Raw genomic sequence first — 12,840 nt, 5'->3', positions numbered from 1 at the left:
TTTGACGTATCCGCCTGACGCTTCATCCTTCGACGGGAGAGGCGAACAGGCGCCAACGTTCACGCCTCTACCGCCCCATCGCGTCCTGAATGAGGTCCATCTCTGCTTCGCGGAGGATGGCGTCGGTGACGCCGGCGGCGTCGACGCGTTCGCGGCCAACCTCCAGCATTACAGGCACCGCGAAGGGGCTGATCTTGGCGAGCGCCCGGTGATCGATCTTGCCGCGGATGCGGGCGAGCATGTCTGAGAGGCGGCGAATGTCGAGAAGGCCGGTGGCGGCGTCCTGACGGGCGGCCTGAAGCAGGATGTGGTCAGGTTCATGGCTGCGCAGCACGTCATAAATGAGGTCGGTGGAGAACGTGACCTGACGGCCTGTCTTTTCCTTGCCGGGAAGACGGCGCGCGATCATGCCGGAGACCTGCGCGCAATGGGCAAAGGTGCGCTTCATGAGCGGGCTTTCGTCCAGCCATTCTTCGAGATCATCGCCCAGCATATCGGGATGGAAGAGCGCGTCCATGTCGATGCCGCTCATATCATCCAGCGCCCAGATGGCCATGGCGTATTCGGACGCGACAAAGCCGAGCGGCCCGGCGCCTGCGCGCTCCAACCGCCTTGTCAACAGCATGCCGAGCGTCTGGTGGGCAAGGCGTCCCTCGAAGGGATAGGTCACCAGATAGTGGCGGCCTGCCCGGGGAAACGTCTCGACAAGAAGATGGTCTGGCGGCGGGATCTCTGATTTCTCGCGCTGTATTTCGAACCATTCGCGGACCTGATCTGGCAGGCCCGCCCATTGGTCCGGGTCATGAATCATGTGGCGCACACGGTCGGCGAGGAAGGTCGTCAGCGGGAACTTACCGCCATTATAGCTCGGGATGGCCGGTTTGTCGGCTTTCGCGCGTGTGACGAGAACGTCGAGCTCTGACACACCGAGGAAGCGAAGGATTTCGCCCGCGAAGAGAAACGTGTCGCCCGGGGTCAGCGTAGAGATGAAATATTCCTCGATCTCTCCGAGTTTACGGCCGGGGCGCATGGTGCGCCGGTCACCGCGCACCTTTGCTGTCGGCTCGCCGCCGGTTGCCTCTCCGACCTTGCCGACAAAGCTCGTCAGCCGGACATTAAGGAGCTGCGCTTCGACGATCGCGCCGACATTCATGCGATGCTGCTGGGCGTCGCGGGCGGTGCGCACCCGCCAGACCCCGTCCTGCATCCGCACGATCCGCTTGAACCGGTCATAGGTCTTCAGCGCGTAGCCGCCGGTCGCCACAAGATCGACGACCCGCTCATAGGTTTCCCAGTTGAGATCGGCGTAGGGCGCGGCGCGGCGGATCTCATCGAACAGCGGTTCCAGCCTGAAGCCGACGCCACAGGCCCGGCCCATGATGTGCTGGGCGAGGACGTCGAGCGCGCCAAGGCGCATCGGCTCGCCGTCGATCTCACCGGCTTCGACGGCCGCTTCAGCGGCGCGGCATTCGAGGATTTCGAAACGGTTGGTTGGCACCAGAAGCGCGCGGCTCGCCTCGTCCATGCGGTGATTGGCGCGGCCGATACGCTGGATCAGGCGAGCCGCGCCTTTCGGGGCGCCCATCTGGATCACCAGGTCCACGCCGCCCCAGTCGATGCCAAGGTCCAGCGTGGAGGTGCAGACGACGCCTTTGAGGACGCCGGCCGCCATGGCGGCTTCGACCTTGCGGCGTTGCTCACGAGCAAGCGAGCCGTGGTGGAGGGCGATGGGGAGCGCGTCTTCATTGACCCGCCAGAGCTCCTGAAACAGCATTTCAGCCTGGCTGCGCGTATTGACGAAGACGAGCGCCATCGCCGCTTCCTTGATGGCTTCGTAGACTTCGGGAACCGCGAAGCGGCCTGAGTGGCCTGACCAGGGTATGCGTTCGCGCGAGATGAGGATATCGATGCTGGCGCCAACGCCGCCTTCGGCCCGGATGAGCGAGACGCCGCGTTTTTCTGGCGCAACGCTTTTTCCTCCCCCGTTCACGGGGGAGGTGCCCGCAGGGCGGAGGGGGGAAGCGTCGAGCGCCGTCTTTTGCTGCTCCCCCCCCCCCCCCGCTTTGCGGCCCACCTCCCCCGCGGGCGGGGGAGGAGTTGGCTCAGGTCTTTTGCGCACGTCCAGCCAGTCGCCGAGGAGGCCCGGGTCGCGCACGGTGGCCGAGAGGCCAATGAAGCGGCAGGCGGGGGCCCATTCGGCGAGCGTCGCAAGGCCGAGCGAGAGGAGATCGCCGCGCTTGGACGCCGCGATGGCGTGGATTTCGTCGATGATCACGCATTTGAGGTCGGAAAAGAACTCATCGGCATGATCGGACGCGATGAAAAGCGCGAGCTGTTCCGGCGTGGTCAGCAGGATATCGGGCGGGTTGGACCGCTGGCGCTGGCGTTTCGATTGCGGGGTGTCGCCAGTGCGCGTCTCGATCCGGATGTCGAGGCCCATCTCGGCGACGGGTGTATTCAGATTGCGCTCTACATCGGTGGCCAGCGCTTTCAGCGGTGAAATGTAGAGGGTGTGGAGCGCGGGCCTGCCGGAATTTGATGGCGGGCGTTCTGAAAGCTCGATCAGGCTTGCCATGAAACCGGCCAGCGTCTTGCCGCCGCCGGTCGGGGCAATGAGAAGCGCGCTTTCGCCGGCAAGGGCGGTTTCGGTCAGATCGAGCTGGTGCCTGCGCGGGGTCCAGCCGCGTCCGCTGAACCAGTCGGCGAAACGGTCCGGGAGGCTGAAATATGGTCGCGCATTGTCCGGCATGGAATTGGACATAGCGCGAACAGGGCCATCCTGCGAACCTTTCGCTTCACTCAGTTCTCTTCGTAGCCAGCCTCAGCCGCTGTGGCCTCTGCCTGCGCGTCGAGGCGGTCGGTATGGGCAAGGTTTATGGCTTCCACCACATCGCGGGAGAAAGCGGCGATATCGAACCGCCCGCCATCGGCGGTGTCATAGCCGCGCCGCACGATGAGCATGTCGAGCGAGGGGATGATGACCAGATACTGCCCGCGATTGCCAAAACCGGCATAGGTGTCCTTTGGCAGGCCCTCAGAGCGGTCCATCAGCCAGAAGCTGCCGCCATATCCGAACGGGCTTTCATCGCGGTCCGGTTGAGCTGGTCCGGGCGTGGAGACGAAATCTGTCCAGCCTTCGGCGAGGATGCGCTCATCGCCCCACATGCCGTCCTGCAGATAGAGCTGGCCGAGGCGCGCCATGTCACGGGCCGTCATCCAGACCTGGCTGGAGGAGACAAAATCACCGCCCCAGTCTGTTTCCAGCAGTGTGTTCATCGCCCCGATCTTCCAGAGCAGGCCTTCATAGGGGAAGCCCCAATAGGCGTCGTCATTGTCGAAGGCTTCACGCAAGGCGCGCATCGCGGCCAGCGTGTCGTAATTGGCGTATTTGAAGCGGGTGCCGGGGGTGATTTCGAGCGGGTTCACAAAGGCGGTGTCGGTGACAAGCGCCCCGCCGAAATAGGTCCTGTCGGTCCGGCTGCCGGTAACGCCGGAATCGAGACCGCTGGACATCTGCAGGACATTGCGAAGCGTAATCTCCCGGCGCGGATCGCCGATGCGGGACCAGGCTTGCAGGAGGCGGGTCTGATCGAGATCGATAATGCGCTGCTCTACCGCTGCGCCAACCACTGAGGCTGTCAGCGATTTGGCGACCGACCAGGTGCGCTGGGGTGTCGTGGCATCCACGCCGCGGGCATAGCGCTCGGCCATGATCTGGCCGTCCATGACGACGAGGACGGCGCTGGTTCGCGTGTCGTCGCCATAGGTCTCGCCATCGAAGGCTGTGCTGACGGGGGCGTCCAGACGGCGCTCATATGGCGAGGCGTCGATCAGCTGGACCTGCTGGCCGATCGCGGTGGAGCGGTCGGCCTCACGTGCCGGGAACTCAGCTGAAAACCGGGGCAGGTCGTCGACCGTCTCTGGCGCAGCGCCGATCGGCAGGAGCGCGCAGCCGAAGCCTTCGCGCCAGGCGGCGATACGGGGCGGCTCACCACGGGCATAACGCACAGCGACGGTGCGCGAGCGGTCCGACACGTTTGCCTCAGACGTGGCCCGCATCGGCTTTCGGTAGTCGGTATAGATGCCGTCGAGCTCATTGAACTCGATCTCGGCGAGACCTTTGCCGGCAGTGAAGGTTGCCGAGCAAGTGAAGAGCGCCTTGTAGCCGGCTGCCAGCGCCTTTTGCATGATTTCGGTCTCTCCGCCTTCCTGCGCACCGGCGGGAGCGGCGGCCATGGCGGTTAAGAGCAAGGCTGACAAAAGTGTGCGGCGCATCGGGGGCCTCCAATTGCGGTTGCATCGGGTCGAAACCCGAGAGGTGTCACATGCGGAAAAGGCAGAAACATGGCGGGAAAGGCGGGCCACCCCGTCCTATATGAGAGGACAATGATACGGCCAGACCTTCTCCTGCACCCAACGCCCAAGGGGCTTTATTGCCCACCGGGGGATTTCTATATCGACCCGGTCCGTGGGTCGGTTGACCGGGCCGTGGTCACACATGGCCATGCCGACCATGCGCGCGCAGGTCACGGCGCCGTTCTGGCGACACCTGAAACGCTCGCCATCATGGACGCGCGCTATGGCGAGGAGTTTACAACCAGCCGCCAGCCAATCGAATATGGCGAGACGGTCGAGATCAATGGTGTCACGGTCTGGATGTCACCGGCCGGCCATGTGCTGGGGTCTGCCCAGGTCGTCGTCGACTGGAAGGGCCTCCGCATGGTCTGTACCGGAGACTATAAACGCCGACGCGATCCGACCTGCCGACAGTTTGAGCCTGTGCCCGATACGCATGTCTTTATCTCCGAGGCGACGTTCGGCCTGCCGGTCTTCAAGCATCCCGACACCGATGGCGAGATCCGCAAGCTGCTGGACAGCGTCGCCATGTTTCCTGAGCGCACGCACCTTGTGGGCGTCTATGCGCTCGGCAAGGCGCAGCGCGTGATCAAGCTCCTGCGCGAGGCAGGATATAACGAAACGCTCTACATTCACGGCGCGCTGGAGAAGCTCTGCAAGCTTTATGAGGATCATGGGATCGCGCTCGGGCCGCTGGAAACCGCGACGCTGGAGACCTCAGAGCGCGGCGCGCAGGAGCGGTTTCGTGGCAAGATCGTGCTCGGCCCGCCCTCATCCTTTCACGATAAATGGGGCCGGCGCTTTCCAGACCCCCTGCCCTGTTTTGCATCTGGCTGGATGAGCGTGCGCCAGCGCGCCAAACAATCAGGCGTCGAACTGCCGCTGATCATTTCCGACCATGCCGACTGGGATGAGCTGACTGACACTGTGCGCGAGGTCGACCCGGAAGAGCTCTGGATCACCCATGGACGCGAGGATGCGCTGGTGCGCTGGGCCGAGCTGGAAGGACGCAAGGCCAGGCCATTGCGGCTGGTCGGCTATGAGGATGAGAGCATCGACTAGGCTCTCAGACGTGCTAGCGCGCCTTCACGATCTTGAAGGTCGCGCTTGCCCTGGCAATCGGCGCACCATCGGCGAGCACAAGCGCCCCGGTAAAACAGAGCGAGCCACCGGTTTTCACAAAATGGGTGTCGACCTCGAGCCATTGCCCGATCTGACCGGACCCGATGAAGTCTGTGTTAAGGCTCACCGTCACGAGGCCCCCGACATCATCGCGCGCTTCGGCCTTGAGGACCTGACCTGCGCTTAGCCCCATCGCATTGTCGGCCAGGGCCGAGACCAGGCCGCCATGCGCAAAGCCGCGCGAGTTGCAATGGGCGTCGGCAATACGGACCCCCATCCAGACCCTGTCTGCCTCGACTTTCGAAAATAGCGGCTCCCACGGGTCAGTGAAGCCCGACGTCTTGAAATGCCGCGTATAGCCAGTCGGCACATCGCTATCTGTCATTGTCATTTCCGCCCCCTATCTAGTCATTCATGCAGGCCTTTTCCGACCTCCTTGAACGGCTGATCCTGACCCCGTCGCGCAACGCGAAGATCGCTCTTCTGGTAAATTATTTCACTAGTGAAGTAAATCCGGCGCGCGGCTGGACGCTGGCGGTGCTGACGGGCGAGCTGGATATTCCCGGTGTGAAAGGCGGATCGATCAGGCGGCTTGCCGAGGCGCGGGTCGATCCTGAACTTTTCCGCCTGTCCTATGACTATGTCGGGGACCTTGCTGAAACCGTCAGCCTGATCTGGCCGGGCGCGCGCGGGGCGAACCGTATTCCACCGATTGAAGACGTCATCGAAGCGCTGCTTGGGGCCACCCGGGCCGAGGGCGAGCGGCTGGTCGCAGGCTGGCTCGACATGCTGGAGCCTCCGCAACGCTGGGCGCTGATCAAGATGGTGACCGGCGGGCTGCGGATCGGTGTGTCGGCGCGCCTGACCAAGGTGGCGCTGGCGGAAATGGGCGGCGTCGAACCGGCTGAGATCGAGGAGATCTGGCACGGCCTTGCCCCGCCTTATGAGAGCCTCTTTGCATGGCTGGACGGCGAGGCAGAAAAGCCAAGCCCGGACATCAAGGCGCCGTTCAGGCCTGTGATGCTGGCCCATCCGCTGGTCACGAAAGACAAGCGCGATGATCCGGATGCCGTCGACCCCGCCATGATCGACGGATCCGTCTTTGCTGCCGAGTGGAAGTATGACGGCATCCGTGTGCAGGCGGTGTCTGAGCGGGGCGTCCGGCGGATCTATACCCGCACGGGCGACGATATCTCTCACACGTTTCCCGATGTTCTGGCGGCGATGGATTTCGATGCGGCCATTGATGGCGAGCTTCTGATCCGCGCGCCCAATGGTGAAGTCGCCCCATTCAACGAGCTGCAGCAGCGCCTCAACCGAAAAACGGTGACGAAGAAACAGATGGAGGCGCGCCCGGCGATGATCCGCGCTTATGACATCCTCGTCGAGGGCGATGAAGACGTGCGGGGCCTGCCATTTTCCGAACGGCGTCAAAGGCTTGAGGCTTTCGTCGCGCGCACGCAGAGCGAGCGGATCGATCTGTCGCCGCTGGTGCCGGTGACCAATCTAGAAGCCTTGGAAGCGGCCCGCAATGACCCGCCTGCCCCGGAAATCGAAGGCCTGATGCTTAAGCGCTGGGACAGTGTCTATGAAGCCGGGCGCCCCACGGGACCGTGGTATAAATGGAAGCGTGATCCGTTTCTGGTAGATGCCGTCATGATGTATGCCCAGCGCGGGCATGGCCGCCGGTCGAGTTTCTATTCCGATTTCACCTTCGGGGTCTGGCGCGAGGGCGAGGCGGGAGATGAGCTCACCCCCGTCGGCAAGGCCTATTTCGGGTTTACCGATGAGGAGTTGAAGCAGCTCGATAAATTCGTTCGGGAAAACACGATCGACCGGTTCGGACCGGTACGGTCGGTCACCGCGAACATGGAAAAAGGCCTTGTGCTGGAAGTGGCATTCGAAGGCCTGCAGCGCAGCCCACGGCACAAATCCGGGCTTGCGATGCGGTTTCCGCGGGTGAACCGCATCCGCTGGGACAAGCCGAGCGCTGAGGCTGACAGGCTGACGACGCTCGAAAAGATGCTACCAGCCGACCCGATCTCGGGTAAAGGCTAGACGCCATGACCCGCAAGATTTCCATTGGCCTGCTTATCGTCGCGCTTGCGCAATTCCTCGTCCCGCTGCTCCCGGTGCTCGGGCTGGGGGAAACGATCGGCGCGCGGGCAGAGACAGGCGCGCGTCCGCCGGAACTGCCGCCCGGCGTTTTCTTCTCGATCTGGAGCGCGGTGTTTGTCACCTATCTGGTCTTCGCGCTGCTTGCGGTGCTGAAGCCGACCTATCTGGAGCAGCATCTCGGGCCGCCCCTGATGCTGGCGGGGCTCGGCAATGTCATCTGGATGCTGAGCGCGCAGTTCCTCGGCTGGCCGGTTCTGGATTTCGTCCTGCTCCTGCCAATCCTCGCCTTTGCGTGGATGAGCGCGCGGAGGCTTCATCTGATGGGCGGGTTCGACGGCACGTGGCGGCGGTTGAATACGGCGTTGCTGACAGGGCTGTTCTCTGGCTGGATCGCAGTGGCGGTGTCGATTTCAGTGCCTGCAACCTATCGCGCGCTCGCGGGCCTTGGCCCGACTGACACGGTCTGGGTGTCGCTCTGGCTGGCGCTTCTGGCTGCCGGCGGGCTTGCCTGGTTCTTCGCGAGCCGGATCAGCGCCAGCGTCGTCTTCTTTCTCGCGCTTGCCTGGGGGCTGACGGGCGTTGCGGCAAATAACTGGTACCTGACCGGCATGCACTGGCTGACAGCGGTCACCTGTCTGGTTGGCGCGTTCATCCTGTGGCGACGCGTCCGGTATGGCGCGCGCCCAGCCTTGCGATAGCCGCCTAGCTGCGGGCGTCGCGGATCCGTGCATTCAGGCTGTCGATCAGCTCCGGCGTCACGTTCCCGGTTTCTTCCATGCCGTTCTCGCGCTGATAATTCCTGATCGCCGCGAGCGTCCCTGCGCCCATCATGCCATCTGCCGGGCCCGGCTCATGACCAAGGGCCGCAAGGGCTTTCTGGACGCCGGAAACCTGCTCGGCAGAGACCGCGCCCTGCCAGGATTGCGCCGGGAAGATACCGTTTGGAAGCCGCTCTGGGCGGGCAGGCGACCAGTCCGCAGCCATGGAACGTGCCCGCGAGGCCGCTTCCGGTCCAATTGCGCTGGAAAGCTCTTCGACCTTGGCTGGCGCGCCGGAATCACCCTGGCTCGCGGCAACCGCATACCAGTAGAGCGCCTCGGTCGGGTTCTCTGAAACACCAAGACCCGCTTCGTAGAGGACGGCGAGATTGTACTGGCTATCGGTGACGCCATAGTCGGCGGCCTTGCGGAACCATTCTGCGGCGCCTGTATAGGTCTGCGGGCCGCCCTCGCCTTCGGCGTAATAGACGGCCAAATCGTGCATCGCCTTCACATTGCCGCCGCTCGCAGCCTGTTCGGTCCATTGGCGGGCCATTTCAAGGTCACGCGGAACGCCGAGGCCGGATTCGTGAAGCTTGGCGAAGCGGTACTGGGCCGCTGCGAGCCCTTGCTCAGCGGCGCGGCGGATCATTGTCGGGCCGGACGTGTAGTCGCCAGCCTCTAGCGCCTGTTCACCGACAAGGTATTGCGCAACCGCATCACCACCGACAGCCGCTGACTCCATGGAAGGGGCTTCAGGAATGGGCTCAACCGAGGCGAGCGAGGGTTGTGTGTCGGCTTGTGCCGGCGGGGGGCTGGTATCTGACGGATCGCTGATACCTGAAAGGCTGGCCTCGACATCTGGGGCTGCGTCCTCGGCGAAGAGGGCCTCTTCGAGATCCGCATCTGACTCCGGTGCCTGAACGGAATTGACTGTTTCGGCGCGTCCATCACTGGCCGGCGCAGTACCCGACGTATCGGCCGCGCCATTATCTGCGGAGGCTGCTTCGCCATCTTCGGCAATGGCCTCACTCGCGGCCGGTTCTGCTGCCGCGAGGCTCAGCGTGTCGCGTGTCTGGACGGTTGGGCGCGGCGCCTCGGTCTGCATATTGTTCATGACGACCCACGCGCCAGCGCCAGCCGTTGCGAGCGCCGCAATGGAGACGGCCGCCAAGAGCGGGAATTTTCCCGACTTTTTCGGTTGGGACGCGGCCTTGGGGCTCTTTTTCCTCGATGCCTTTGAACCCTTTCCCGCCTTTGTGGGAGCGACCTCTGAGGCATCAAGCGCGGCACGGCGAGCGCGGCTTATATAGTCATCGCCGCCACCTGAGCGTCTGCTGCCACGGCCACCGAACTCGTCTGACCCTGAAACATCCCAGGAATCGTCGGCACGCGGGCGTTCTTCGATGAAGACATCGCTGTCGCGCGTTTCGTGCCCGCTCTCATCAAAGTCGTCGAAGCTGGCGAATGGATCGCGGCCCCCATCCTCGTCGGGCAGCTCTGTTTCATACTCATAGGCGCCGCCAGCATTGAACGGGGGTGACCCGTCATCAAGCTCTTCCAGGAAGGGAAGGCCTGCCTCGAACTCGTCGCGATTTGCCGCGCGCGCCGGTTTTGCCGGTTGCGCGGGTTTGGCCGGCACATCATCGGAGAGAAAGTCGCGCAGTGCTTCGTCACTATGCTCTGCATCGGGGGCGCTGGCCTTACGCGATTTGCGCGACTTGCCGGAGCTTCCGTCTTCAACAGCTTCCAGCCGTGTGGCTAGAGAAGCGATCGCTTTCTGCACCGGAGAGAGCGAGGTGTTGGAGCGCTCCTGCATCTCTTCGATGCGGTCGGAAACGCCGTTCAGCGCATCGGAAAGGCGTTTCTGCTGTGTCTTGCGTTCCGCTTCCAGTGACTCTTCAAGCTCACGGAAGGAGCGGTCCTGACGGGCATGGAGACGTTGTGCGACGCCTGAGACCTGCTCGCCGACCTGTTCGATTGCCGTGGCGCTGCGTTTCTCGCTCTCATCGACGCGCGATTCAAAATGCTCGGCCATGCGCTTCATTTCAGCGCTGATCTGCTCGATCATCTCATCGGTCTGACCGCCCGAGCTTTCCATCTGGCGCTTAACATCCGCCGAAAGCGTCTGCATATCAGCGCGCACCGCCTCGATCTGGGCGGCGTAATCGCGGCTCTCGACCTGCTTGAGGCGATTGCCGAGGAATTCCGATACGCGGGCGATGCGCTCAGAGACCTTCTCAAGCGTTTCAGAGGAGGTTTTCTCATTGCTGACCAGGCGCTGGCGGATCGCACCAACGGCCTGCTGGATCGCCTCGACGGTCGCAAGCGGCACAGCGCGCTCACTGACGGCCTCGATCTTTTCGGCAAGTTCGTTCTGGCGCGCATCCATCCGCTCTCGAAGGTCTTCGAGCGTCTTCACCGACACTGTGTCGCGCGAATCAAAGCGCTGACGCAGCGTGTCGAGGGCAGCCTGAGAGGCGGTCCAGTTGGTGTCGACGTGGCGCGACAGTTCTTCCAGCGCGACGCGGGATGTTTTGCCGGAAAGCTCCAGGTCCTGACGCATCGTGCCGAGGGCGGCCTGGGTGTTGACATCCTTGCGGTCGACCGCCTCTGAAAGGTTTGCCACGGAGGTTCTGACGGCGTCGACCTGCTCATGTTTTGCCGCCTTACCTGCGGCGTCCTCGATCTCACGGGCGAGTTGCTGGCGCGTGGTATCGATAGAGGAGCGAAGCTCTTCGGAAAGGCCCTTGAAACGCGACTCAAAATGTTCGCGAAGCATGGCTGCCGTATCTGGCAGAGCCTTGTCGGCGAGCTCACTCACCCGCGCGCTGAGGGCGGTATAGGTCTGATCGACATTATCGAGGGCGTCATTGGTCGCTGTCTCGGCGCGGTCGAGCCGGGCCTGAAGCGCCTCAACAAGCGACTCTACTGAGCTGATGGAGCCGGATGTGGAGGTTTCGACGGCGTCGACGCGCTTTGCGACGGTGTCGGCATGAGCGAGGCGTTCAGCGACACGGGTTTCAAGTTCGCTGAAGCGGCCAGAGAGATGCTTGGTCGCGCCTTCGGTGCGCAGCTCGGCCTGCTCGACCTTGCGGGCGAGGCGCTCTGCCGCTTCATCCAGCGTCTTGTCGATCCGGCCTTCGACGCCGCTCAAACGGCTGCCAATATCCTCAAGACCGGTTTCGACCCGCTTGCGCACATCGGCCGTGCCGTCTTTCTGACGCGAGGTTTCTTCGTAAACATGTGAGGCGAGCTTGCCGAGCGCGCGCTCAAGCGATTTCAGCGCCTTCACATCACCGCGGCCACCGCCGCTGCCTTCAAGCGAATCGACCTTTGTCTTCAGCGCATCGTGCGTGGTGCGAATATCATCGAGGACGCCGTCATAATTTGTGGAGATGCCGTCCGCCTTGCGGTGGGCATCCTCCAAGCGCTCGGTGAGGCCAAGGATAGAGCGGTCGATCCCGCTGAGCGCGACCGCCGAGCGGGCCTCGACGGCTTCCAGACGGCGCAGGAGATCCTGAATGGCCGCAGCCGACCCGGGATACTCCCCGTCGCCGCCACTACCGCCGCCGCCGCGCGCATATCGCGGGCTTTCCTCGTCGCGGGCAGCAGGCGGCGTGCCTGACACAGATCCGCCTGCAGACCCGGTTTCCATCTTGAGCATACGGTTAATGTACTCACTGATGGTGAGGCCTTCTTCGCGAGCCGCTTCCCGGGCTGCTTCACGCGCGCGTTCGTCGCTGCCTTTGACGCTCCAAGGCCCGTAGTTTGACATGCGCGAACTCCTCACATTCCGGAGGCGCTTCTGCAGAAAGCACATCCCGGATCACCGTATTGGACCATGGATGGAGAGGTTCGTCTTAAAGGGTGGTTAAAATGGTAAACAGAAGCCGCCAATTTGTTCAGACATGTGCATCTGGTGCTTTGAGGGGGCTTTACTTTGACGGAAAGGTAAGGGTAACGTTGACGTATACGTAAACAACAAAAACCAGGAGGAATTCATGCCAGATACAGCCACGTCCCTTTCGATTTCCGAGAGCAGAACCTACTCGATTTCCGAGCTTGCCCGCGAGTTCGGTATCACGCCGCGTGCCCTTCGCTTCTATGAAGACAAAGACATGCTGCACCCGGCCCGTGACGGCATGACCCGCGTCTATTCACACCGCGACCGCGCCCGCGTCACGATCATCGTTCGCATGAAACGCCTCGGCCTGCCGCTTGCCGATATTCGCGAAATCCTCGACCTCTACGGCCTTGGCGACAATGAGCGCGCCCAGAAGCGCAAGACGCTCGAGAAATTCCGCAATCAGGTGAAGGAATTCGAAAACCAGCGCGAAGACATCGAGATTGCCCTTGGTGAACTTCAGAAGGGCATTGAATGGCTGGAGAACGATCTGTCCAAGATCGGCCCGGCCAATGAGCATGCCGAAAGCGTCGCCGCCTATGATGCGGTCGCTCGCAAGCAGCTGGACGACGCCTAGGC

General features: G+C 62.9%; 8 protein-coding genes. 4 read left to right on the top strand and 4 right to left on the bottom strand.

All coding sequences use genetic code 11. From position 1 onward, the window contains the following. Positions 1-67: 67 nt before the first annotated feature. A complete protein-coding gene (locus tag F550_RS0113875; protein WP_018149178.1) occupies positions 68-2,761 on the bottom strand; it encodes a ligase-associated DNA damage response DEXH box helicase in 2,694 nt (897 codons plus the stop codon). A gap of 38 nt (positions 2,762-2,799) precedes the next feature. Then, entirely contained in the window at positions 2,800-4,275 is a 1,476-nt protein-coding gene (locus F550_RS0113870) for a serine hydrolase domain-containing protein (protein WP_018149177.1), read from the bottom strand. A gap of 111 nt (positions 4,276-4,386) precedes the next feature. On the opposite strand from F550_RS0113870, the gene F550_RS0113865 reads away from it, so the two are divergent. After that, on the top strand, positions 4,387-5,418 hold the full coding sequence (locus F550_RS0113865; RefSeq protein ID WP_018149176.1) for a ligase-associated DNA damage response exonuclease: 1,032 nt from the start codon (positions 4,387-4,389) through the stop codon (positions 5,416-5,418). A gap of 13 nt (positions 5,419-5,431) precedes the next feature. On the opposite strand, the gene F550_RS0113860 is transcribed toward F550_RS0113865, so the two are convergent. Beyond that, positions 5,432-5,869 (bottom strand): PaaI family thioesterase, encoded by a 438-nt coding sequence (locus F550_RS0113860; RefSeq protein ID WP_018149175.1) that lies wholly within the window; start codon positions 5,867-5,869, stop codon positions 5,432-5,434. Positions 5,870-5,892: 23 nt separating this feature from the next. On the opposite strand from F550_RS0113860, the gene F550_RS0113855 reads away from it, so the two are divergent. Then, on the top strand, positions 5,893-7,536 hold the full coding sequence (locus F550_RS0113855; RefSeq protein ID WP_018149174.1) for a cisplatin damage response ATP-dependent DNA ligase: 1,644 nt from the start codon (positions 5,893-5,895) through the stop codon (positions 7,534-7,536). A gap of 5 nt (positions 7,537-7,541) precedes the next feature. Beyond that, the gene (locus F550_RS18705) at positions 7,542-8,294 is read left to right on the top strand and encodes a hypothetical protein (protein WP_018149173.1); all 753 of its coding nucleotides are present in this window, start codon (positions 7,542-7,544) and stop codon (positions 8,292-8,294) included. 4 nt (positions 8,295-8,298) lie between these two features. Here the strand turns inward: F550_RS18705 and F550_RS0113845 are convergent, their stop codons facing one another. Continuing rightward, a complete protein-coding gene (locus tag F550_RS0113845) occupies positions 8,299-12,132 on the bottom strand; it encodes a peptidoglycan-binding protein (protein ID WP_018149172.1) in 3,834 nt (1,277 codons plus the stop codon). A 226-nt stretch (positions 12,133-12,358) separates the two neighbouring features. Between F550_RS0113845 and F550_RS0113840 the strand changes: the two genes are divergently transcribed. After that, entirely contained in the window at positions 12,359-12,838 is a 480-nt protein-coding gene (locus tag F550_RS0113840) for a MerR family transcriptional regulator (protein WP_018149171.1), read from the top strand. Positions 12,839-12,840 lie beyond the last annotated feature (2 nt).

This window comes from Henriciella marina DSM 19595 (genome assembly GCF_000376805.1).
Classification (GTDB): Bacteria; Pseudomonadota; Alphaproteobacteria; order Caulobacterales; family Hyphomonadaceae; genus Henriciella; species Henriciella marina.
This window is presented reverse-complemented; position numbering and strand designations above follow the sequence as displayed.

Excerpts from the sequence above, each read along its gene's own strand:
- F550_RS0113875 (WP_018149178.1), bottom strand. The coding sequence starts at position 2,761 with ATGTCCAATTCCATGCCGGACAATGCGCGACCATATTTCAGCCTCCCG.
- F550_RS18705 (WP_018149173.1), top strand. The coding sequence starts at position 7,542 with ATGACCCGCAAGATTTCCATTGGCCTGCTTATCGTCGCGCTTGCGCAA.
- F550_RS0113860 (WP_018149175.1), bottom strand. The coding sequence starts at position 5,869 with ATGACAATGACAGATAGCGATGTGCCGACTGGCTATACGCGGCATTTC.
- F550_RS0113855 (WP_018149174.1), top strand. The coding sequence starts at position 5,893 with ATGCAGGCCTTTTCCGACCTCCTTGAACGGCTGATCCTGACCCCGTCG.
- F550_RS0113845 (WP_018149172.1), bottom strand. The coding sequence starts at position 12,132 with ATGTCAAACTACGGGCCTTGGAGCGTCAAAGGCAGCGACGAACGCGCG.
- F550_RS0113865 (WP_018149176.1), top strand. The coding sequence starts at position 4,387 with ATGATACGGCCAGACCTTCTCCTGCACCCAACGCCCAAGGGGCTTTAT.
- F550_RS0113840 (WP_018149171.1), top strand. The coding sequence starts at position 12,359 with ATGCCAGATACAGCCACGTCCCTTTCGATTTCCGAGAGCAGAACCTAC.
- F550_RS0113870 (WP_018149177.1), bottom strand. The coding sequence starts at position 4,275 with ATGCGCCGCACACTTTTGTCAGCCTTGCTCTTAACCGCCATGGCCGCC.